The 22,570-nt window shown below is 39.0% G+C and carries 19 protein-coding genes; 12 read left to right on the top strand and 7 right to left on the bottom strand.

Translation table 11 applies throughout. The features are described from left to right. The first annotated feature begins 15 nt into the window (after positions 1-15). From LQ201_RS09635 to LQ201_RS09605, 7 genes are all read left to right on the top strand, one after another. Entirely contained in the window at positions 16-1,806 is a 1,791-nt protein-coding gene (locus LQ201_RS09635) for a RagB/SusD family nutrient uptake outer membrane protein (protein WP_230141798.1), read from the top strand. A 147-nt stretch (positions 1,807-1,953) separates the two neighbouring features. Then, positions 1,954-2,268 (top strand): hypothetical protein, encoded by a 315-nt coding sequence (locus LQ201_RS09630; RefSeq protein WP_230141796.1) that lies wholly within the window; start codon positions 1,954-1,956, stop codon positions 2,266-2,268. 217 nt (positions 2,269-2,485) lie between these two features. Continuing rightward, positions 2,486-3,916: a beta/gamma crystallin family protein gene (locus LQ201_RS09625; RefSeq protein WP_230141794.1), complete on the top strand. Its 1,431-nt coding sequence runs from the start codon at positions 2,486-2,488 to the stop codon at positions 3,914-3,916. A gap of 52 nt (positions 3,917-3,968) precedes the next feature. Beyond that, on the top strand, positions 3,969-5,366 hold the full coding sequence (locus LQ201_RS09620; protein WP_230141792.1) for an alpha-L-fucosidase: 1,398 nt from the start codon (positions 3,969-3,971) through the stop codon (positions 5,364-5,366). After that, entirely contained in the window at positions 5,366-6,955 is a 1,590-nt protein-coding gene (locus tag LQ201_RS09615) for a beta-N-acetylhexosaminidase (RefSeq protein ID WP_230141789.1), read from the top strand. The genes LQ201_RS09620 and LQ201_RS09615 overlap by 1 nt, the downstream gene beginning before the upstream one ends. A gap of 24 nt (positions 6,956-6,979) precedes the next feature. Further along, on the top strand, positions 6,980-8,482 hold the full coding sequence (locus LQ201_RS09610) for an alpha-L-fucosidase (protein WP_230141787.1): 1,503 nt from the start codon (positions 6,980-6,982) through the stop codon (positions 8,480-8,482). A 688-nt stretch (positions 8,483-9,170) separates the two neighbouring features. Beyond that, positions 9,171-9,446, top strand: a complete 276-nt coding sequence (locus tag LQ201_RS09605; RefSeq protein WP_230141786.1) for a hypothetical protein — start codon at positions 9,171-9,173, stop codon at positions 9,444-9,446. 224 nt (positions 9,447-9,670) lie between these two features. Here the strand turns inward: LQ201_RS09605 and LQ201_RS09600 are convergent, their stop codons facing one another. Then, a complete protein-coding gene (locus LQ201_RS09600) occupies positions 9,671-10,453 on the bottom strand; it encodes an HAD-IIA family hydrolase (RefSeq protein ID WP_029280385.1) in 783 nt (260 codons plus the stop codon). A gap of 211 nt (positions 10,454-10,664) precedes the next feature. Between LQ201_RS09600 and LQ201_RS09595 the strand changes: the two genes are divergently transcribed. Further along, entirely contained in the window at positions 10,665-11,189 is a 525-nt protein-coding gene (locus LQ201_RS09595; protein WP_230141784.1) for a hypothetical protein, read from the top strand. 21 nt (positions 11,190-11,210) lie between these two features. Here the strand turns inward: LQ201_RS09595 and LQ201_RS09590 are convergent, their stop codons facing one another. The 4 genes from LQ201_RS09590 to LQ201_RS09575 form a co-directional block, all read right to left on the bottom strand. Further along, positions 11,211-11,939, bottom strand: a complete 729-nt coding sequence (locus tag LQ201_RS09590) for an esterase family protein (RefSeq protein ID WP_230141775.1) — start codon at positions 11,937-11,939, stop codon at positions 11,211-11,213. Between the two features lie 66 nt (positions 11,940-12,005). After that, positions 12,006-12,593, bottom strand: a complete 588-nt coding sequence (locus LQ201_RS09585) for a GDSL-type esterase/lipase family protein (protein ID WP_230141773.1) — start codon at positions 12,591-12,593, stop codon at positions 12,006-12,008. Between the two features lie 253 nt (positions 12,594-12,846). Continuing rightward, positions 12,847-13,932: an acyl-CoA desaturase gene (locus tag LQ201_RS09580; protein ID WP_230141771.1), complete on the bottom strand. Its 1,086-nt coding sequence runs from the start codon at positions 13,930-13,932 to the stop codon at positions 12,847-12,849. A 335-nt stretch (positions 13,933-14,267) separates the two neighbouring features. Beyond that, positions 14,268-14,438 (bottom strand): hypothetical protein, encoded by a 171-nt coding sequence (locus LQ201_RS09575; RefSeq protein WP_230141769.1) that lies wholly within the window; start codon positions 14,436-14,438, stop codon positions 14,268-14,270. A gap of 428 nt (positions 14,439-14,866) precedes the next feature. Here LQ201_RS09575 and LQ201_RS09570 point away from each other — a divergent pair, with 428 nt between their 5' ends. The 4 genes from LQ201_RS09570 (at position 14,867) to cysM (ending at position 21,311) form a co-directional block, all read left to right on the top strand. Further along, complete coding sequence (locus LQ201_RS09570; protein WP_230141766.1) at positions 14,867-17,473, top strand: c-type cytochrome; 2,607 nt, start codon at positions 14,867-14,869, stop codon at positions 17,471-17,473. Between the two features lie 38 nt (positions 17,474-17,511). Then, a complete protein-coding gene (locus LQ201_RS09565) occupies positions 17,512-19,392 on the top strand; it encodes a heparinase II/III family protein (protein WP_230141765.1) in 1,881 nt (626 codons plus the stop codon). Positions 19,393-19,614: 222 nt separating this feature from the next. Next, positions 19,615-20,427, top strand: a complete 813-nt coding sequence (gene epsC / locus LQ201_RS09560; protein ID WP_230141762.1) for a serine O-acetyltransferase EpsC — start codon at positions 19,615-19,617, stop codon at positions 20,425-20,427. An 11-nt stretch (positions 20,428-20,438) separates the two neighbouring features. After that, positions 20,439-21,311 (top strand): cysteine synthase CysM, encoded by an 873-nt coding sequence (cysM, locus tag LQ201_RS09555; RefSeq protein WP_230141760.1) that lies wholly within the window; start codon positions 20,439-20,441, stop codon positions 21,309-21,311. A gap of 10 nt (positions 21,312-21,321) precedes the next feature. Here the strand turns inward: cysM and LQ201_RS09550 are convergent, their stop codons facing one another. Beyond that, on the bottom strand, positions 21,322-21,711 hold the full coding sequence (locus LQ201_RS09550; protein ID WP_230141752.1) for a response regulator transcription factor: 390 nt from the start codon (positions 21,709-21,711) through the stop codon (positions 21,322-21,324). 16 nt (positions 21,712-21,727) lie between these two features. Beyond that, positions 21,728-22,045, bottom strand: a complete 318-nt coding sequence (locus tag LQ201_RS09545; RefSeq protein ID WP_230141751.1) for a hypothetical protein — start codon at positions 22,043-22,045, stop codon at positions 21,728-21,730. Between the last annotated feature and the right edge of the window lie 525 nt (positions 22,046-22,570).

Below are 22,570 nucleotides of genomic sequence, written 5' to 3'. Positions count from 1 at the left end.
AAAAAAGATAAAGAAATGAGAAAGAAATTTTATATCATCAATATCATTGCAGTAGCACTTTTTAGTCTGGCTGCATGTAAAAAATCTAGTTTTTTGGATAGGAAAACAGAAACTTTAACAGAGGAAAAGGTTTTTGCAGATAGCGCGCTTACCATCGGCTTTGTAAATGATATGTATGCCTATACCGGACAAGACATTGTTTTGCAGCGGGCGGGTTATATTACCAGTCCCAATGGTAACGATTGGGCCTGTTTTGATGAACAGACAAGTTTGGCACTAAGTTACTATAGTACACCACAAACTGGGGTAATTCAGGGTACCTATACCGCTAGCAATTACTCGCTGAACAATTACTGGACAACTTATTATAAAAAAATCAGACAGGCATCGCTGTTTTTGCAGAATATAGGTAAAACGCCGATTTCAGCTGTTCGTAAGAATAGGTTGATTGCTGAAGCGCGTTACCTTAGGGCATTCTTTTATATCGGTTTGATCCGCTTTTATGGCGGTGTACAGTTAATGCCCGATGTTCCACTCAATGCAGATGAAATTTTAATATCCAAACGCAATACCTACAAAGAATGTGTTGATTATGCTGTTGCAGAACTTGATGAAGCAGCAAAAGGTTTGCCTAATGCATTGGCGCAAGAAGCCGCAGAATACGGACATGCGACGAGAGGTGCTGCATTGGCCCTTAAGGCCAGGATTTTACTTACAGCAGCGAGTCCGCTTTTTAATGGTAAATCGCATAGTACAGATGCTTCCTTATTGCCTTATATTACCTATTCGGCAACTTATAATGCAATACTTTGGCAGAAAGCAGCTGATGCATTGAAAGCAGTGGTTGATCTGCCTGATTATGCATTGGTAGAAGATAATATAACCCGTCCTGGCCATGGTTTTTGGAAAATGTTTATCAAAGGCAGAAAAAATACCGAAGTAATTACACCTTTCGTGGTTTCTTCGGGCGCAGTGAGCTTTTTGGGCGGAACAAATTTTGAATCTTACCGTTTTCCAAGAAGCAGACAATCTACCACTTATACCTTTTGTAACCCGACCGAATCTGCGGTAGAAAATTTTGGAACTAAAGAGGGAAAGGCCATTGATGATCCTGCTTCGGGCTACAATCCCAATAATCCTTATATTAACCGTGATCCACGTTTTTATTTCTCTATCATTTACAACCAGGCGCCTTTATGGAAAAGTGGTTCGGGTACTACATTGGTTCCGGTTGATATCTATTTTAACAAGGCCACAAATGCACTGGCTGCTGATGGGATACAAGCTTATTATACCAAAACGGGATACTATTCGAGGAAAATGGCTAACGATTCTACCGGTACTTCAGCCAATATTGAAAGATGTTTGCCGGTGATCCGCCTGGCAGAAATGTATATGGGCTATGCAGAGGCATTAAACGAATTGGGTCAAACAGAACAGGCTGTTTCATGGCTTGTCAAAATCAGAAAACGCGCCGGGATCACCGCAGGAACGGATAACCGTTATGGCATTGTTGCAGGCATATCGCAAGCTGCATTTAGAACATTGTTGCAAAAAGAATCTGTTGCCGAGTTTTTCTCAGAGGGGCATTTCTGGTACGATACCCGCAGGTGGAGAACAGCAGAGCTAACCGAAAGCAAGAATATTATGCAGACATACATCTCAAAGGAAGCTAATGGAGCTTTTACTTACGATAGAACAAAGCTGGCATTATCGGTTAATTGGCAACAGCGCGCTTATCTCGCACCAATTCCTCAAACAGAGATTGATAAATCGGCAACATTAATGCAAAACCCAGGTTGGTAATCATAAGCTTAAACAATTTTTTTTAGTTGAGTTAGTCCCAGACCAGTTGCCTGCCAAAACAAGGTAGGCAACATCATGGTCGGGTAAAAACCTTAAACCTTCTATACACCGTTACAATATCAATACGATCATCTTAAACATCTACTTATGCCTACCGATCAACAAGAAAGCCCGGTTTTAGCTAAACTCAAAAACTCAATTGATATCAGAACACTTGAGCCCATTATGTTTTATTCGGGGAAGGATGATGAACTACAGGTTTTTTTAAACGAAACCGAATATGGAGAACTGATTATTATTTCACTTTCTAATGATCAGTTTTTAGTGAAAGAGGTATTGTTAGAAGAAACAAATGAAAAACTCGAGTGGAAACAGGATCATAAAGGACTGAGGATTTCGGTACCCGAAGGATTACAAAAAAGTGGTGGGGATATGGGGCGTGTGTTGAAAGTTACTTTTTGAGTCTTGAGTCGGCAGTTCAGAGTCAATTACTGATAAAAGCCCTCGGAGTCGAAAGGAGTAGTTTGAAGTTAATTAACCAATAAAGATTGCTTCGGCTCCCGCTTATCTGGCCTCGCAATGACGGATTGGGCAATGGAGCATCAACTAATGAACTAATGACAAGTGGGCTAATAAACCAATAAAAATCAATTAACCATAAACCTTTAACCATTAAACAATGAAAAACAAAAAACAACTTTGCTTTGCACTGCTTTTGATGATTTCAAGCGGTCTTTTAATGACTGCCTGTAAAAAAGCACCTCTTTCAGAACCAGAAACACTTGGCACAAAACCAACTACATTGGCACTAAGCTCTGGAACCACTCCGCCGAGTTTTGTTACCAATACCAAAAACCTGAATATTGTAATGTTTGTGCCTACCGATAATCCGGCGCTTGCTGATTACAAAACCCGCTTAACCTCCTTATTGGTTCATTTTCAGGGCTGGTTCCATACCGAAATGTTAAGGTATGGCTATGACAAATACATGGGATTGCCCAAAATCGATTCAACCGGATTGGTGCGTTTTATCGAAATACCAGCACAGTTTGCACAATCGGCCTATCCTTACGATGCCAGTATTTCTGCAACTAAAATCCTGAACGAAATTGCGGCCTACAAAGCCACACACGCTTCAGAGTTTTCAAATTCAAGCCATACGCTGATCTTATTACCCCAGCGTACCGATGGTAGTTTTGATCAGCCTTTTTACGGCTACGGTAAAAATTGCTTCGCTACTGACAATTCGAACATGGCAGTTGATAAAATCCCTAATGCAACATCAAATTTACTTGGTGGTATGCTGCACGAGCTGGGACATGGCTTAAATTTGCCACACGATCATGCTAAATATGCTTCAGAACAACCGATCTTAGGTACTTCTTTAATGGGATCAGGAAATGTAACTTTCAGCAAAGGTCAACCAACATTCTTAACCGAGGTTGATGCCGCCATTTTAAACCGTAACGAAGTGTTCCAGAATCCTTTGCCTACAGAAATACCTTACGAAGCAGCCACCACCACGATTAATGCGCAGTTTGCCTACAATGCAACAACACAGGCTTTCAATGTTACAGGTTCATTTACAAGTAATAAAGAAGTAAATGATATCCTGATTTACATGGACCCAGATTTGGGTGGTAGCGATGCTGATTATAATGCTGTGGCATGGAGATCGAACCCAGGTACTGGAAATACAATTTCGGCAACTATTCCCTTTAGCGAGCTTTATTATAAAAATAACGAAGCTTACAACATCAGGTTGAAATTGCTATTGAAAAATGGCGGTAATGTGAGCAAAACTTATTCATTCTCATTTTTAAATGGTGTGCCACAAATCGGTGCAAATGGTTCTGCTAAATTTCACCAGAATTCCAGTTATGGTGGCTATGGCGTATCATTACCTGTTGGCCAGTATACCACCGCCGATTTAATAAGCCGCGGTATTAGCAATAACGATGTATCATCTGTTAATTTAGGTCTTGGTGTTAAAGTAATTATGTATGATGGAGATAACTTTACAGGAAGTAGCATTGAATTAACTTCGTCAAGTACTTACGTTTCTACTTTTAACGATAAGGCATCATCCATAAAAGTGATTGCCCTTTAATTATTATTTGTTATAAACAGGCTTATCTTTAATGTTTCAAACCAAATCAAAAATGAGAAAACCGCTTTTTTTAAGTCTGTTATTTGTACTGTTTGTCCAGCTATTGGTTGGGCAAACAGTACAAAATAATGCATTAGAACAGTTTAGGACAGAAAAATTCGGCATGTTTTTACATTGGGGCTTGTATGCCCAAACTGCTGGCGATTGGAAAGGCCATAAGGTTAAAGGAGGAGAGCATTTTATGCTTTACGAACGTATTCCGGTACAAGAGTACGGAACCATTGCGGATCAATTTAATCCCATAAAGTTCGATGCAGATGCCTGGGTTAAACAAACAAAAGAAACAGGGATGAAGTATATCGTTTTTACGGCCAAACATCATGATGGATTTGCCATGTACAACTCAGCCAGCAGCGATTATAATATCGTAAAAAGAAGCCCTTTTAAGCGCGATCCAATTGCAGCGCTGGCAAAAGCCTGCAAAAAATACAAAATCACACTTTGCCTTTATTATTCCTTAGGGAGAGATTGGCAAGATCCGGATGTGCCAACCAATTGGCCTGTAAAAGCTGGCAGAAGCAACACCTGGGATTATCCGAATGAAGACGCAAAGGTTTTTAACCGCTATTTCGAACGAAAGGTTAAACCACAGATCACGGAACTTTTAAGTAACTATGGCCCAATTGGCGCACTTTGGTTCGATACGCCTGAACTTATCAGTAAAACAGAGAGCGCAGAACTTAAAGCGTTAGTTAATAAATTACAGCCAAACTGCTTGGTTAACAATAGAATCGGGAATGGTTATGGCGATTTTTCAATTTCAGAACAGTCTTTGTCACCATCATCTAAAAAAGCATGGGAGTCTTGTTTAACTATTGGCCAAAACTGGGGTTACAACAAACACGATAGCCTTTGGAAATCGCCAGAAATGCTGGTACGGCACTTGGTAGAAGTAGTAGCTAATGGTGGCAACCTGCTGTTAAATGTTGGCCCTAAAGGCGATGGTGCATTTCCGGATTGGGCAACTGCCCGATTAAAAGCAATAGGTAAATGGATGGATATTAATCATGAGGCCATTTACGCCAGCCATCCATGGTTAGCTATAAAAGAAAATAGGAGTGAAAAGACCGACAATATTTCCATCGAAGAAAGCAAAAACGCCATTAAAGATGCCGTTTTTGATGGTACACCAAAATCTTTAACACCAGATGTTTACTATACCGCAAAAGATAAGGCTGTATACGCTTTTTTAAGAAGCTGGCAAAAGCCAGATGTACTGTTAAAGCAGATAAACAAAAGCATACTGTCTGTTAAAAATATTGAACTCTTGGGAAACAATAAAAAAATTAAATGGACAGTAAATAATGAGGGGCTTAGCCTTGATTTGCCAAGCGATTATAACAAAGGAAATCAAATTCCAGTTTATGTATTAAAAATAACAGCCAATTAATGAGATTACTATATATTTTATCTATACTAATTATTTACTCAACTGCATTTGCGCAGCAACCAGGAATTATTCCTATGCCAGCGCAATTTGTAAAAGGTAGTGGCTACTTTGCCCTTAACAATTACAGTAGTATTGGTTACAATAATGAACAATTAAAAACAATAGCCTATTATTTTCAGAACGAATTATTAAGCCAAAAAGGAATTACCATTCAACAGAAAGGAAAATCGGCAAATATTATGCTGGTGTTAAAAGCAGGAAAGAAACATGCAGATTCATGTGCTTATCAGATCAGTATCAAACCTGGCCAGATTATCGTTTCTGGTACACATCCCAATGGCATTTTTTATGGAGTGGTTTCACTGTTGCAATTGGCGCTAACCAATAAAAACAGCCTGCTTCCTGCTGCAGAAATAAGTGACGCACCGGCTTATGGCTGGCGCGGCTTTATGCTCGACGAATCGCGTCATTTTTTTGGCAAACAAAAAGTAAAATCCATTTTAAACTGGATGGCCTTTTATAAACTGAATACCTTTCACTGGCATTTAACCGATGAACCTGCCTGGCGGTTGGAAATCAAAAAATATCCAAATTTGGCCCTTATTGGCGGCATTGGTGATTATTTTAACCCCAATTTGCCAGCACAGTTTTATACACATGCCGATATTAGGGAAATTGTGGCCTACGCTGCCAAGCGCTACATTAAAGTTATACCGGAAATTGATATGCCCGGACATGCTACTGCGGCCAATAAAGCCTATCCAGAATACTCAGGAGGCGGTTCAGTAGGGCATCCGGAGTTTACCTTTAATCCTGGCCTGGAAAAAACTTACGGTTATTTAACCGATATTCTAAAAGAAACCAATGTGCTTTTCCCTGCCGGATTAATTCATTTAGGGGGAGATGAAGTGAGTTACGGAAATGAAAAATGGAAAAGCAATCTAGATATTTTAAAACTCCGCGAACGCGAAAAGCTTAAGGACGATGCTGCGGTAGAACACTATTTTATGAAACGTATGGCCGATTCGCTCTACCAATTAAATGCCAGGGCTATTTTTTGGGATGAAATGGCCGAAGCCGACCTACCCAAAGAGAAAACCATTATGTTTTGGTGGCGTCAGGAAAAACCTGCTCAGCTTCGCACTGCTTTAAGCAAAGGTTATCAAACAGTTTTATGCCCACGCTTGCCATTGTATTTCGATTTTGTTCAGGATAGTACCCATCAATATGGTAGAAAATGGAATAAATTATATAGTCCGATTGAGCAGGTATACCAGTTCGATGCGCAGTCTTTTACCGAAAATAAAAAAGAAAAGCAACTTATTTTAGGTATTCAGGCGAACCTTTGGACAGAAACAGTAGATAATGACAACCGTTTAGATTATTTACTTTTTCCGCGGATTGCTGCCCTGGCAGAAGCTGCATGGACGCCGCAAAATCACAAAGATTTTAAAACCTTCAGTAATAATCTAATCCAACATCTGGCGCTTTATGGCAAAGCAGGACTTTATTATTATCATCCCTCAAAACCTGTACAAAACCCAGAAATACCGGTTAAGAGAAAGAAGCCATTAAATTATAAAGATTAACACGCACACGAATAAAATTTGAATATGAAGAATATATTAAAGTTTGCCTTGGTTACCCTTGCTGTTATAGTTGTAGAACACCCTGCAGATGCGCAGTGGACAGGGCCGAAGAGCAAACCTACAAAAGAAGTTGAAGTTAAATACGGAACCCTAACACCGCCACACCGTACCGATGCTGACATGGAAGCCTTTCGCAGTTATGGTTTAGGGCAGTTTATCCATTGGGGAATTTATTCTATCGCGGGTAACGAATGGAATGGGGTAAGTGCAAGGGGAGGTGCAGCAGCATCAGAATGGATCCGCTCTTGGGGCGGGCCTACAGCACCAAAAGATTGGGCCAAAACTTACGATAATCTGTACAAACAGTTTAACCCGAAAAACTTCGATGCCAAACGCTGGGCTAAACAAGCTAAGGATATGGGCGCGAAATATGTGATTTTTACCACCAAACATCATGATGGCTTTGCACTTTGGCCAACCAAATATTCTGATTATAATGTTTCTGCATCGCCGTATAAAAAAGATATTGTAAAACAGATTGTAGATGCTTATACCGCCGAAGGTATTGATGTATATCTCTATTTCTCGATTTTAGAATGGAATAACCCAAATTATATGGGGAAAGCTCCAAAAACAGACGAAGAGAAAGAAAAATTCGGTAAATTTTTAGCTTATACCCGAAACCAGCTTTTAGAGCAATTGGATAACTATCCGAAAATTAAAGGTTTCTGGTTTGATGGTACCTGGGATGCCTCGTGGAAAAGTGCTTACGAATTTACCTACAATTTAGAAAAAGAACTCCGGGAAAAACATCCTGGATTAATTATCGGCTCGCGTTTCCGTAACGATGAACATGGCTCAAGACATTTCGATTCGAATGGTAATATTTTAGGAGATTACGAACAAGGCTGGGAGCGTAAGTTGCCTGTAGAATTTGAGTGGTTAAACGGTAACGATTGGGATGCGGTAATGACTATCCCGCCAAACGGTTGGGGATATATGAAAGATTGGTCGGGGATTTATACCAAAACCACCGACGATTTATTGGATATGCTGATGCGTTCGGTATCAATGAATGGCAATTTTGTACTAAACTTTGGGCCCGATGGCAATGGAAATATGCATCCCGAAGAGGATAAAATTGCAAAGGAAATTGGCGAATGGATAAAAATAAATGCCGAGGCGGTATATGGGGTGCGCCACGCTGCATTAAGTCCTTCTAAATTAGGCTACTTTACTCAAAAAGATGATAATCTTTATTTAACTGTTTTTAACCAACCCGTAAATGGTATTGTGCGCATTGCGGTGCCTAAAAATGCCAAACAGGTTCCAGGTACAGCTGCACTTTTAGTGAACAGTAAGAATTTAGCCTTAAAACAAGCAGACCTTGGTTTGGATTTGGATAAAAATACCTATTACGATGTAATATTGCCAAAAGATTTTCAACCCAACAAAGCATTTGTAATTAAAATGAAACTGGTGGCGCCAAAAGCAAAAGCAGCAAAGTTAATGGATGCAAAAATGTAGTCAGATTGGCCTCTCGTTAAATTTTTACTCCAAAGGTTTAAGCAAACTATGCTGTTGTTAGCGATCAAACCGAGCTTCACGATAAATGGAGGCATTAGCCGAAAGTCTATAACCGGTTTTGATTTAAGATTTAAATGTAAACGACATGGTAATGAATAGGTTGATTAGTGCCCGAATTTTACCTTCTATACTAATCGTGCATTAGACTGGTTATCTGATGTTGCGCCTGGTAAATACATTTATTTGGTTAGTTAATGATTGCGTAGCGATGGATGTTTCTACGCAATCTTAATTTTAACCTAATGGTAATACATCCATATCATAATTATCAAATCAAACAATCCTTAAGCCCCATATCTTAATATAAATCACAGGTGCAATAATGTAAGTCGCGGGTGCGGTAATATAAATCACAGGTGCAATAATATAAATCGCGGGTGCGGTAATATAAATCACAGGTGCAATAATATAAATCGCGGGTACGGTAATATAAATCGCGGGTGCGGTAATATAAAACGCGAGTGCAGTAACATAAAATGCGCCATTGGCCTGATAGATTTAATATTGAATTAAAACTGCATCGTAACTTTAACAATTTCATAACGCTAGCTAACTATCTTACTAATAACATCGGTTCATCTTTGTTAAAAGACCCTAACCAATAATAGGATAATTTAAGCATAATGATATGAGACTGATTTCTTGCGTAGCGCTTTTAATGGTTATACCGGCAGTTGGGCTTTTAACCAAAGCGAATAAATTTACTGATGATAAAAGATCTGAAGCCCAAGTGCATGAGCATATTGTAAATGATTCGGCTTCATTAAAATTGTTTAAACCTATTGGTACGGCTGCTCAGCTTGAGGGTGCACCTGTTGTATTTACAACTGATTATCGGTTGAGTTTTTTTAAGCCTATATATCTCAACTCAGCTCCCTTATTTACAGTTTATAGAATAAAGTAACGCAGCTGCGCTAAGAAAAATATGAAAAGGAGGTCGCTATTATAACTAGACTTGGCTTATTAGTTCCCTTGTTCATTAGTCGCTTTCATGTCTGAAAAGGAGACAGATCATATGGTGTCAGATATTTCTATCTGACACTTTGTTTGATCCTTTATTCCAGTTTCTAAATGGTTCTCACTGCCAGATGGTAACATCTGGCGGCACGTTTAAGTTCGAAAATCAAATTACTTACCTTCCCACCAGGCCAAAGGAAACTTAATCTCATCAACGGAGCTTGCAATCATATCGGGTTTAAAAGCATAATGCCCTAAAGTATCTTTGCTTGAGATGCCCGAAAGTACCAGAATGGTTTTATAGCCCATTTGTACACCTCCTTGTATATCCGTTTCCATGGTATCGCCAATAACTGTAGTTTCGCTGGTTTCTAATCCTAAAAATTTACGTGCCGAGCGCATCATCACCGGACTTGGTTTGCCTGTAACAAACGCTTTTCTGCCGGTTGCTTCCTCAATCATGGCCGTGGTTGCGGCAATGCCTAAATTATTCCATCCTGGTTTTTTTGGCGATGGATCTCTGTTGGTCGTGATAAATTTAGCGCCTGCAAGAATCATATCAACAGCACGCTGCACCATTTCGAGCGTAAAGTTTCTACCTTCTCCCAGTACCACAAATTCTGGATCGGTGTTTACCAAAGTAATACCATGATCGTGTAAACTGCTTAATAAACCACCTTCTCCCAATACATAAGCGGTACCATTTGGGCTTTGGTCGGAAAGGAATTTACCTGTAGCCATCGCACTGGTGTATACATGGCTTTCTTCTACCTTTATACCTAATCCTTTAAGTTTACGTACCACCTCCAAAGCTGTTCTCTGGCTATTGTTGGTCATAAATGCAAAAGGAATATCTTCATCAATTAAGTTTTTAATGAATTTATCAGCACCAAATATCAATTCTTCCCCGCTATAAATCACCCCATCCATATCTATTAATAATCCTTGTTTCATGTTTTTGTAGATTTAATCTGTTTACGTGCAAACTTAATATTTTCTTGTTCAACCAATGTTAAATAAAGTCTTTTGAACAGTCAGTTTTTTGCCTAAATTAATCCCTTTGTGTTTAAATAGTATTTTTTTCTTGTTTATTTATTTAATAAAAAAATAATGTTCGAATTGTAGCATATCCTCAATTTCTACCGTATTCATAGAAAATTAAATTATGAAAAACGCTTTTAAATTAACCGCCGGCTTGTTGATGATATTAACCATCCTGAGTGCATGCAAAAAGAAAACGGATAACCCAATGGATTTTACTATTGATGCACAGAATCTAACGCCTTGTACAGAAGGAAGCTGCCTGTTTGAGTATGTAAATTATGCAGCAATGGCCGATCAGCAGATGGCACTTACCACTGGCCAATACCGGATTTTTCTGGCCACGAGGAGTAATAGCTTCAGCACCACACGGGTATATATTCAGGCGCCTATGCAAGGTGATAAATTTTTATTAACGGATGCTGATATTCTGGCTGGAAAGGTAAAACATCTGTTTTCTTGCCCTTCATGTGATTATTTCAACTTAACTCCAATTGCGGGTACAGTTAAAGGAATTAAATTGACTAACGCTAATAATTCAGGCGAAAGATGGTTGCTGGATGCTCATATTGTTGTAGCAGCCGAAAAATCTAAAATACCTTTAGATACCATCCACATTAAACAATATTTTAATTTAGCAGTAAAATAAGATGAGGCGCTTATGTAATAATTAAATGTACATAGGCGCCATTTTTCGCCAGTAATGGGGGCGGTGCGCGTTGCTTTCCCAGGTATGAAACTGATTGGGGATACCTTTCTCCCATAACAGGCTGCTTAGATGTTGATTTCCACTCAAAAACGGATCAGTTTCGCCCACAGCAAGAATAATTTCCATATTTCTAACTGCCGACAGCAATCGATCATCGTTTAGGTTAGCAATATACTGTGCTGGCATATTAAAATAAACCTTTTCGTCGTGAAACCCATTCAATAGGTCTCTAAAATCGCCGATATTGTCTGTAAGGTCATATCTACCACTTATACCGACGGCTTTTTTAAATAACCAGGGATATTTCATGGCCAGGTTTATCGCATGGTAAGCGCCCATACTACAGCCTGCTGTTTCTATGTAATCGCCATCATTTTTCTGATAGATAAGCGATAATACTTCTTCGAGGAGATATTTTTCATATTGTAAATGCCGGTCTATGCGTACAGATGGAAATACCTCATCGTTATAAAAGCTTTCTCCATCTATACTATCCACGCAGAAAATTTGGAGTTCACCATTTTCAATCTGTGTACTTAATGAAGCTATAATTCCCCAGTTTTCGTAATCGTAAAACCTGGCCATACGGGTGGGGAAAAAGATAACTGCTCTTCCGGCATGGCCGAAAACCAATAGTTCCATATCCCGTTGAAGATTACTGCTGAACCATCTATGATATTCCCTGTTCATTGACTTCAATTCTTTTGCGGAAAATTAAGGCATGTATGTTATCGGGATATTAATTAAGCGTAATGATTAACCTAATTTCTCTTTAACAGTAGCTGCCCATAAACGATAACCTTCTTCACTCAGATGCAATCCATCGTGATCGTAAAGTGCAGGGTCTGGGTTGCCTTCTTTGTTGAGCATTTTCTTAAATACATCAATAAATTTCCAATTGCTATTGAGTTTAATGATTTCGCTTTCGATAAGGTTATTGGTATATCTAAACTGATCGGCCATTTGCCAGCGGGTGAGACTGGGTTTTAGCGATATAAAATAACAGGGCAATATGCCAAACCGTTGGTTAACTTTAACCATGAGCTGCTGGAAAAAGATAAATATCTCCTCAGGGTTTCTGCCATCGCCAAGATCGTTATCGCCTGCATATACCACAAGCGCCTTTGGTCTGTAGTCCATCATAATCCGCTCAAAAAACCATACACATGCTGCTAACGTAGAGCCGCCAAAGCCTAAATTGGTTACTTTCATGTCATCAAAATCATCTTCGAGACTATTCCATAATCGGATAGATGAACTGCCATAGAAAATAATACCAGGATGCTCCCGATCTAAGCGATGTGCCCTTTCCAATTGTTTAACTTCTTCTTCGTACCAGTACATATGGTTAAAGATAAAAAGATCTGCCTGTTGAAGGAATGTATTGTATGTTAAGTTTATGTTATTAGGTGTTGGTTTATTGGTTCATTAGTCATTAGTTAATTGGTCATTTGTTCATGCGCATCGCTCAATTTTACAGGCGCTCAAAACTTAATGCCCTAAACTTCTTAATGATGAAATAAATGGGATTTAAGAGTTTTACCATTAAGGCAACAAGAATATTAAGTTTGAATTATCGCCCTTAACTTAATAGCTGCTAAATTGTTTCCGGTTGCCCCATTTTTTTTAGGATGCGGTAGTGGGAGCGAAGTGCCGATAAGAAGGTAGTGTTTTCATGGTAAGGCAATCCAAATTCTAACGCAGTTTGTTTTACAATTGTGGAGATCCGTCCATAATGCACATGACATATTTTAGGGAAAAGATGGTGTTCTATCTGTCGGTTCAATCCACCAAGAAAAAATGCTGATATAGGCGATTGAGTTGCAAAATTAGCTGTAGTACGCATTTGGTGCTCGGCCCAGGCTTCTTCCATATTGCCTTCTGCATTGGTTATTGGGAAAGTGGTTCCTTCTACCACATGAGCAAGTTGGAAAACCAATCCCATAGTTAAGCCCTGAGCCATATGTAACACCACAAAACCTATTGCAATCTGCCACCAGGCAAGCGGCATAACCAGTATCGGTAAACCAATAAAAATAAAATAGTACAGAAACTTATAGAAAAAGAGGTTAAAGTATTCAACCTTCGGATGCTTGTTCTGGCAGGCACCTACACTTTTTTGAAAAAACTTTTTATAATCTTTACGAAACACCCAGGAAAGCGAAGCCAGGCTGTATAAAGGGAAAGCATACCATTGCTGGAAACGCTGGTGTGGTTTTAATTCATCTTCTGTACAGATGCGTATAAGGCCTGGTGCCACTTCTATATCTTCGTCATGGCCCGGTATATTGGTATAGGTATGGTGTACCACATTGTGGGTAATGTTCCACACATACGGATTGGCGCCAACCATATTAAAAAGAAAACTGAAAAAAGAATTGATGCGTTTAGAACTCGAAAACGAACCGTGAATGGCATCGTGGCAGATATTAAAACCAATAAATGCACAAGTTGCACCAAGTAAAACGGTAAGTCCCAAAAGTATAGTGCTCTGCACGTTTAAAAGGAGTATGCAAAAGTAAAGTGCCAGAAATATAGTAAGGAAAAGAAAGGCTTTAAACCACATCAGCACATTGGCATTGATACTTCTATTGTTTTCTTTAAAGTCGTTGTTTACTCTGCGGCGAACTTCCGAGTAAAATGTATTCCCTGCTAAACATGGGAATTTTGCTTTTGATTTCATGATCCTGTGCGCTAATCTACCCCATGTACGAGGTCGATAACTCCAAGTTCATTAAGCTTTATGTATAACCTGGCCAATTGGCCAAGCTTTGTTATAAACGTAAACTACTGTGTTTTAGTTTTCGGCGAAGATAATAAATTAACCGTGAAGCATCTGGCAATCATCTTAAATAATTACAACTTTCTTAACAAGAAAGTAAATTAATTTACAGACAATGGTTGTATCAACAAATTAATAATGAGGTGAAAGCAAAAAGTAAGGATAAAATATTGGACACTAATATTTTAGCTCCAGACTATATTCAATCGGAGAATTCAATTTAATTAAGATACAGACTACTCACTGTAGTTCCTCTTACTAGCAGCATAAATATGGTACCAAATGTAAAAACTCCATATTAATACCACTGTGCTATAAACCAATTCGGGTTCAAATGAATCCCTGGTAATTAACAGCGCAATGGAGGAGATCAGGGCAGTCAGGAAGAAATAAAGAATATTTTTCATAACGTACTGATTTAATGAATGTTGGATTTAGTAAATATAATAAAATATCTCCTTTGGAGCAAGTATTTTACGAAATAATTTACCTGATTCTGGTGAAATCGGTTTTTTATCTTATTTATAAGGTGTTTTTTCTTCATTTAATTTGTGTTTTACTTGTAGTTATGCATAATTATAGCAGTTTAAAGCTTATTTAGTTGTCCATAGTAATTAGTCTGAATTGTTGCTTTAATTAATGCCGATCTTTATCAGGATAACGTCTGTGAAGTTGTTTTACTTTAAAATGAAGTAAATAAGTTTAGCGGCCAGTAAGTAAAAGTGTCAAATGGTTAAGAATTAACTTGAAATGCACAAAATTGTGGCACAAGAGAATTTATATTTTTTTGTAAGTTTACACGGCACAACCACCAAGAAACCAATAACACACACAAATGATTAAATTTTCTTTAAGCTTAATTTCTTTTACACTAGTTTTTTTTGGATTAAGAAACTTCTTTAGCGAACCAAAAATACAACGCGTATCACCCCCCGAATTAACGATAACCAATTTCGCTGGGCCAGATGTCACACCCAGTCCAGCCTGTTTAGCCGTAGCACCAACCGGAGAAGTATACGTTGGTGTTGATATGATCGGCTCTTTAGGTAAAGATCCGGGTAAAGGCCATATTCTTAAATTGATAGATAAGGATAACGATGGCAAAATGGACGAACATGTAGATTTTGCCGAAGTGGATAATCCACGCGGTATTATTGTTCAAGGCAGCCAGGTTTATGTATTACATACCACTTTTTCTAAAGAAACAAAACAGGCTACGGGCATGAATTTAGTTGTTTTCGAAGATAAAGATGGCGATGGAAAAGCCGATGGACCTGAAAAACCGCTTATAGAGCATATCAGTAATGCGAAATATATCCGTGAACGTGGTACCGACCATGCTACTAACGGAATCAGAATGGGAATTGATGGATGGATTTACATTTCCGTTGGAGATTTTGGATTCCATGATGCGGTAGATCGTTCAGGTAAAAAACTAACCATGTTAGGTGGTGGAATTATGCGTGTTCGTCCTGATGGAACTGAAATGGAAGTATATACACATGGTACACGTAATGTTTATGATGTTGCTATCGATCCTTACATGAACGTTTTTACCAGAGAAAATACCAATGATGGCGGTGGATGGAACGTTCGTTTCTCGCACCACATACAATCTGGAGAATATGGTTACCCTGTGTTATTTCAGAATTTTACCGATGAAATTATTCCTGCACTTGCAGATTTAGGTGGAGGATCGGGTACCGGTGCATTATTTATGGATGAACCAAACTGGCCTGAACAATATAACCATGTACCAATGATGGCCGATTGGGGCAGAAGCATGCTTTATATTCATAGAGTTACCACTGATGGGCCAACCTTTACGCAGAAAGATGAAGAGTTTATTAAACTTCCTCAGATTACCGACCTTGATGTAGACGGTTCAGGAAGACTTTATCTATCGGCTTGGGATGGCGCTGGTTATTCTGGCAGCCCTAATAAAGGCTATATTGTTCGTGCAGTGCCAAACAACTGGACATACAAAGCTTTTCCTGATGTTAAAAAAGCTTCAATTAAAAAACTAACCGAACTGCTTAAATCGAATAGTGCAGTAGGCCGTTTAACCGCTTCGCAGGAATTGGTTTTGCGCAACAATAAACAAGCTATTGCAACGGCCTTAAAAGTGGCTTCCGATCAAAGTTTAGCGCTTGATATCCGTATAGCCGGTATTTATACCTATGCACAACTCACCAAAGAAAACGGTATTGCAACTTTAGTTGAATTTACTAAAGATAAAGCAGTTAAGGAATTTGCCTTAAAAGCACTTGCAGATCGTAAAGCCAATATAGACAAAGTACCAGTTGAGCCATTCTTAGAAGGTTTAAAGGATCCTTCTCTTCGTGTTCAGGCTGCTTCGATAATTGGTTTAAACCGTTTGGGCAGGGCAGAAGTTGCCAATGTGCTTTTACAAACAAAGGTGCCTGCTTCATTTACAGCACCTGCCAAAGGTACTGAAGGTCCTCATGCAACACCAAATTCAGCCATTATTTTGCCTCACTTAGCTGTGAGGGCTTTAGTTGATCTTCAGGCGGTAGATGCTTTGCTTGCTGCAGTTAAAACTGAAAATTCTACCCTTGCGCTTTGGGCATTACGTTATATACATACCGAAAAAGCGGTTAACGGGCTGATCGAAAACTACAAACAATCGACAGATGAAAAATTAAAACAGCAGATCCTGGTTACCTTGGGCCGTTTGTATAAAAAAGAAACTGTCTACGATGCTTCTTGGTGGTGGGGTACACGTCCCGATTCACATGGCCCATATTTTAAAGCAGTTTCATGGGAAGGTTCTCCTATTATCGAAAAATTCCTGAAAGAAGAGGCTACGAAAGCCGGAGCACAGGGAAAACAATTTTTTGTTGATTTAAATGCGCGTCAAAGGATGGATATCCCTGAATTTGCCGAAGAAGAAAAAGTAGCGGCAGCGGAAGAACCAAAAATTGATCTGGATAAAATCAAAAATAAAAAAGGCCAGGTGGGCAAATCATCTATCGAAGATGTACTGTTGGCTATCAATAAGTTACAGGGCAATCCGTTGAAAGGAAAAAATATTTTCAATAGTCAGGGTTGTGTAGCCTGCCATAGTTTAAGTAAAAGTGAGAAAATGAAAGGTCCTTTTATGGGACAGATTGGCTCTATTATGAACCGTGAGCAGATTGCAGAATCGATATTAAAACCTAATGCTTCCATTTCTCAGGGATTTGCTTCGGTAATGATTACTGCCAAGGGCGACCGTACCTATATGGGCTTCATTACAGAAGAAACAGCTGCCAAAGTGGTGGTTCGTAATATTGCGGGAGAGGTTTTTACCATTAAGGCCGGCGATATCCTGTCGAGGAAAGAAATGGAAACTTCGATGATGCCAGAAGGTTTGGCCAATTCATTGTCATATGAAGAACTGGCTTCGTTAGTTTCTTTTTTATCTGAACAAAAGAAATAGTTCCTCATATAAAATTTGAGAATGGTGATCCATAGCCCATGAAAAAAAATAAGCTTATCACAATTATATGTACCATCATAACCTTGTTTTGCTCAACGTTTGCAGTAGGGCAGAACAAGGAAATTGATTCGACTTTTAAGATGCCTTCGCATCCAAGGTTATTGATAAGCCATGAGCTTGAAGAACAGATCTTAAAAAATGTAAAGCGCGATGCGAAGTTTAAACAAATCCACCAAGCCATACTATCAGAAGCAGATCATGTTTTAAATAAACCCGTATTAGAGCGGGTGATGATCGGTAAACGTTTGCTTGATGTATCTAGAGAGGCACTTAAAAGGATTTATTACCTCTCTTATGCTTTTAGGCTTAACCATGATAAAAAGTATGTAGCCAGAGCAGAAAAAGAAATGTTGGCAGTTTCTGGTTTTAAAGATTGGAATCCAAGTCATTTTCTTGATGTTGGTGAAATGACAATGGCTTTATCAATAGGATATGATTGGTTATATCAGGATTTACCCCAATCAACCAGAAGTATAGTTGCCCTTGCCATTCTCGAAAAGGGAATACAGCCTTCAACAAATAATAAATACAATAACTGGTTAAATGTTACCAATAACTGGAATCAGGTTTGTAATGCGGGCATCTCGTTTGGTGCAATAGCTACTTTTGAAGAGCATCCGGCCTTGTCTGCTAAACTGATTAACCGGGCAATAAAAAGTGTAATCCTACCCATGCAACAATATGCTCCCGATGGTGCTTATCCGGAAGGTTATGGATATTGGGAATACGGCACTTCTTTTAATGTGATGTTAATCAGTGCTTTGGATGGGGTTTTTCATCATGATTTTAATTTAAGTGCTCAGCCAGGTTTCCTTAAAACAGCTGATTATCTGGTTAATATGACAGCTCCTTCGGGCAAACCTTTTAATTATTCGGATAGCAGGGCGGTGGCAGAATTTAATCCCGCACTTTTTTGGTTTGCATCGAAACTGAATGATCCTGGTTTGCTTTGGGTAACTAAAAAACAGCTCGATGAGCAAATGCCATTAGAGAATAGGTTACTGCCATCGGCAATGTTGTGGGGAGCAAAACTATCGCTTAATAACATTCAGCCTAAAACTGCACACTTTTGGATCGGAAATGGCCCTAACCCCGTTGCTTTGATGCGGAGTTCATGGACAGATCCGCTGGCTACTTACGTGGGCTTTAAAGGTGGCTCACCCGGTGTTAGCCATGGTCATATGGATGTAGGCGCTTTCATCGTGGAATCGCAAGGGCTGCGTTGGGCTATGGATTTTGGAATGCAGGAATACGAATCGCTCGAATCGAAGGGCATTAACCTGTGGGACAGTAAACAAAATGCAGAGCGCTGGAAAATATTCCGCTACAATAATCTCGCACACAATACCCTTTCAATTGATAGTACTTTTCAGCTTGTTAAGGGCAATGCTGCTTTCATCAGTAGCGCTGATAACAGCCTGTTTATGAATGCTGTTGCCGATCTGAGCAGCTTATATGCTGATAAACTAAAAAAATCAATTAGAGGAGTGGCTTTGATCAATAAAAAAACGGTGCAGATCCGCGATGAAATAACCGTAGGAAACAACGATGTAACCCTTCGGTGGTCGATGGTTACACCTGCTACGGTACACATTATTGATAAGCATACCGTCGAATTAAGTTATAAAAACAAAAAATGTTATCTCTTTGTAGATACCAAAAGCGAAATTAAAATGAAAACCTGGTCAACAGATCCGGGAACCGATTATGATGCTAAAAATCCGGGGACTTCTATTATAGGATTCGAAGTAAGGCTCAAAGCTGATAGCGAACAAGCCATATCAGTTTTTCTAGATGCCGCAAAACCATCACAAAAGAAATTTTCTGCTAAACCGATAGCCAGCTGGCCTAAAAAATAAATAAGCTTGGTTGCTATTGTGTTTTCAGCTTTACCTCCTAAGGCTTGATTTTATTGATAATTCTTTCTAAAAGCTATACTCCTGAATTTTATTGTTATTACCGAGCAATTTTTATCATAAAAATGCATCAGTTGTTTTGGTTTAAAAAAACAAAACTTACATTTAGCGATTAAATCTATATACCTAGTCGATGAGCAGATCGGGCAGGTATTACCACCAGTTATGGAAGACCATTTTTTTGAACAAATTATTAAGAACCCTCTTGAACAACCAAATATTCCACCCAATGAAGTAATATCCCTTTGGGCAGAAAAGCTAATTCAAGTGCTTTTTCCTGAAAATTCTCCTAAAGTATTTTCAACAATTATAGATGTAAAGGAATATGTTGCTGTTTTGGAGCTTGAACTTTATGATATCATATCGGCGAGTTGTAAGCTTAAAAATAGCGAATGTAAAAATGCAGCAGGTCAGTTTTTTGAAGAACTGCCAGAACTTTACCGTGTATTGAACACCGATATAGTAGCCATTTATGAAGGCGATCCGGCTGCACAGAGCAGGTTTGAGGTAATCAGAACTTATCCCGGTTTTTATGCCATTTGTTTCTACAGAATTGCCCATATGCTTTATAATTTCGGTATACCACTGGTTCCGAGAATTCTTACCGAATATGCCCATTCTAAAACCGGCATTGATATCCATCCGGCAGCCAGTATTGGCGAATACTTCCATATCGATCATGGAACTGGGATTGTTATTGGCGAAACCAGTACAATAGGCCGTTATGTGAAACTTTATCAAGGGGTAACACTTGGCGCTTTGAGTGTTAAAAAAACATTAGCGGGCAGCAAACGCCACCCAACAGTAGAAGATAGGGTAGTAATCTATTCTGGGGCAACCATACTGGGCGGTGAAACCACCATTGGGCACGATAGCATTATCGGGGGGAACGTATGGCTTACTGAAAGTATCCCAGCTTTTTCTACGGCTTATCATTCTCCAATAATTACCATTAGAAACCATAAAGAAACCAATTAATATATTAAAATATGGCAGGAATAATCGATCTGATTGGAAATACGCCAATGGCTGAACTTCAAAAGCTGAATATTAACCCGGCGGTAAGGGTATTTGCCAAATTAGAAGGAAACAATCCTGGGGGGAGTGTTAAAGATAGAGCGTCGCTTAATATGATCAGAAGTGCGATAGAACGTGGCGATATAACTCCTGGAACTAAACTGGTAGAGGCCACAAGTGGTAACACCGGAATTGCATTGGCTATGATTGCAAGTTTATATAACTTGGAAATTGAACTGGTTATGCCAGCCAATTCTACGCGCGAACGTAAGGTAACGATGGAGGCCTTTGGTGCAAAAGTAACCTTATTAGAAAGTATAGAAGAATGCAGGGATTATGCAGAAGAAAAAGGCGTTTCAAAGGGATATTTTTTATTAAATCAATTTGCAAACCCTGATAATTACATGGCCCATTATAAAACAACCGGACCCGAAATATGGAGAGATACAGAAGGGCAGATTACGCATTTTGTAAGTTCTATGGGAACAACGGGGACCATTATGGGCTGCTCCCGATTTTTTAAGGAAAAAGATCATAATATTCAGATTGTAGGCTGTCAACCTACTGAGGGTTCTTCTATTCCAGGTATCAGGCGTTGGCCTGAAGAATATTTACCAAAAATATTCGATCCGCTACGGGTAGATCGGGTAATGGATATTGCGCAGGAAGAAGCAACCTTAATGTCGAGAAGAATGGCTAAAGAAGAAGGTTTGTTTGCAGGCATGAGCTCTGGTGGTGCCTGCGCAGCTGCTTTGAAACTTGCTGGTGAACTAGATAAAGGAACCATTGTTTTTATCGCCTGTGATCGGGGAGACCGCTACCTGAGCAGCGATCTTTTTGGTTGAGCATAAATCACTAATCTTGTTGGGCTTTTTTTGATAAAAGCATACCAACCCTTTGAATAATGATTTCCATGTCAAATGGTTTTTCTATGTAATCATCCCAATGCGTTTTGTAGTAAACACTGTCATGTATGCCATTTCTTGATGACATGAGCAGGATAGGAATGGATCCATGAATGGATAGTTTTAGTTCTGTACATATTGCCCTTCCATCGGTCAGACCAAGCAAGATATCTATTACAATAACATCAGGTTGGAACGAAGCTACTTTGGCATGTAAATCCATCGTACTGGAAAGATTCATCGTAATGTATCCTTCAAATTCGAAGATCATCCTTATGGCATCAAGTGTTGCAGGGTGATCTTCAATAATTAATATTTTCGGTTGGGATAAAGAGAACATTTCTTTGGTTTATGAATTAAGGAAAGCTAAGATTACCAGTACCTCGCTTTTTAAGCAATAACTCAAATATTTTCGAGTCTGTTCTGGTGAGGCTATCAAGAGAATTGCGCAGGCTCTGGTTTACCAGGCTTAAATTGGTAAACATCGTTCTTAGGCTATCGTTTTCATCTCGTAGCTCCAAAAGCTCATTGGCTATGCCCCCAAAATCTCTAATCCAGCTTTCAAAACAGTTTTTGTCAATTGCTAATGCATTATAAATTTCTTCAGGATCTCGGCCGTTGTAAAATTCTTGGATGCTCTCGATAATTTTAGTAGGGGTGTTATTCGGTTTCATGGTTGGTTCCAGATGCTGTTTGTGCGGAAGACTAAACCGTCCCCTGTCTAAACCTCCTGCGGCACAGCATTTTATTTTTAAAAGTTTTCGTTAAGGGAACAGGGACAAAGAAATAGAGCGTTTAAAGATTATCAAAATTTTTGTCTACGCATTAATACGCACAAACTTTAAATATTTGGATTTCAGGTAGTAAAATAAAATGTAATTGGTATTCGGTTCATTATATATAGTTTTTGATGAATTAGCGTTTTAAATAAACCATGCCGCCAGGCGTGTAACAAATCATCCCGGAAAAGACCGTTTCTGTCGACATGGTTAAAATATGAGTACAATACAGACAAAATGCATTAAGCCTGATTGTTAAAAAAACGGTATCGCACCGCTTGTACTCTATACAGCTATATGCAAAGAGGGTGCGGCATGTGGATCTTCGCAATACGCATTTCTACGCACAGGTATTCAAGTTGTTGTAATAAAGTATGTTAACTGGTTTGTGCTAGTTTAGTTTTGAAATAAAGGCGAAGA

Origin of the sequence: Pedobacter sp. Bi126 (assembly GCF_918698245.1) — a bacterium.
Taxonomy (GTDB): domain Bacteria; phylum Bacteroidota; class Bacteroidia; order Sphingobacteriales; family Sphingobacteriaceae; genus Pedobacter.
The sequence above is the reverse complement of the archived record's forward strand: the minus strand, read 5'-3'. Positions and strand labels throughout refer to the sequence as shown.

Bases quoted from the DNA above. Each gene is read 5' to 3' on its own strand.
- LQ201_RS09635 (WP_230141798.1), top strand. From the start codon at position 16: ATGAGAAAGAAATTTTATATCATCAATATCATTGCAGTAGCACTTTTT.
- LQ201_RS09630 (WP_230141796.1), top strand. From the start codon at position 1,954: ATGCCTACCGATCAACAAGAAAGCCCGGTTTTAGCTAAACTCAAAAAC.
- LQ201_RS09625 (WP_230141794.1), top strand. From the start codon at position 2,486: ATGAAAAACAAAAAACAACTTTGCTTTGCACTGCTTTTGATGATTTCA.
- LQ201_RS09620 (WP_230141792.1), top strand. From the start codon at position 3,969: ATGAGAAAACCGCTTTTTTTAAGTCTGTTATTTGTACTGTTTGTCCAG.
- LQ201_RS09615 (WP_230141789.1), top strand. From the start codon at position 5,366: ATGAGATTACTATATATTTTATCTATACTAATTATTTACTCAACTGCA.
- LQ201_RS09610 (WP_230141787.1), top strand. From the start codon at position 6,980: ATGAAGAATATATTAAAGTTTGCCTTGGTTACCCTTGCTGTTATAGTT.
- LQ201_RS09605 (WP_230141786.1), top strand. From the start codon at position 9,171: ATGAGACTGATTTCTTGCGTAGCGCTTTTAATGGTTATACCGGCAGTT.
- LQ201_RS09600 (WP_029280385.1), bottom strand. From the start codon at position 10,453: ATGAAACAAGGATTATTAATAGATATGGATGGGGTGATTTATAGCGGG.
- LQ201_RS09595 (WP_230141784.1), top strand. From the start codon at position 10,665: ATGAAAAACGCTTTTAAATTAACCGCCGGCTTGTTGATGATATTAACC.
- LQ201_RS09590 (WP_230141775.1), bottom strand. From the start codon at position 11,939: ATGAACAGGGAATATCATAGATGGTTCAGCAGTAATCTTCAACGGGAT.
- LQ201_RS09585 (WP_230141773.1), bottom strand. From the start codon at position 12,593: ATGTACTGGTACGAAGAAGAAGTTAAACAATTGGAAAGGGCACATCGC.
- LQ201_RS09580 (WP_230141771.1), bottom strand. From the start codon at position 13,932: ATGAAATCAAAAGCAAAATTCCCATGTTTAGCAGGGAATACATTTTAC.
- LQ201_RS09575 (WP_230141769.1), bottom strand. From the start codon at position 14,438: ATGAAAAATATTCTTTATTTCTTCCTGACTGCCCTGATCTCCTCCATT.
- LQ201_RS09570 (WP_230141766.1), top strand. From the start codon at position 14,867: ATGATTAAATTTTCTTTAAGCTTAATTTCTTTTACACTAGTTTTTTTT.
- LQ201_RS09565 (WP_230141765.1), top strand. From the start codon at position 17,512: ATGAAAAAAAATAAGCTTATCACAATTATATGTACCATCATAACCTTG.
- epsC (WP_230141762.1), top strand. From the start codon at position 19,615: ATGGAAGACCATTTTTTTGAACAAATTATTAAGAACCCTCTTGAACAA.
- cysM (WP_230141760.1), top strand. From the start codon at position 20,439: ATGGCAGGAATAATCGATCTGATTGGAAATACGCCAATGGCTGAACTT.
- LQ201_RS09550 (WP_230141752.1), bottom strand. From the start codon at position 21,711: ATGTTCTCTTTATCCCAACCGAAAATATTAATTATTGAAGATCACCCT.
- LQ201_RS09545 (WP_230141751.1), bottom strand. From the start codon at position 22,045: ATGAAACCGAATAACACCCCTACTAAAATTATCGAGAGCATCCAAGAA.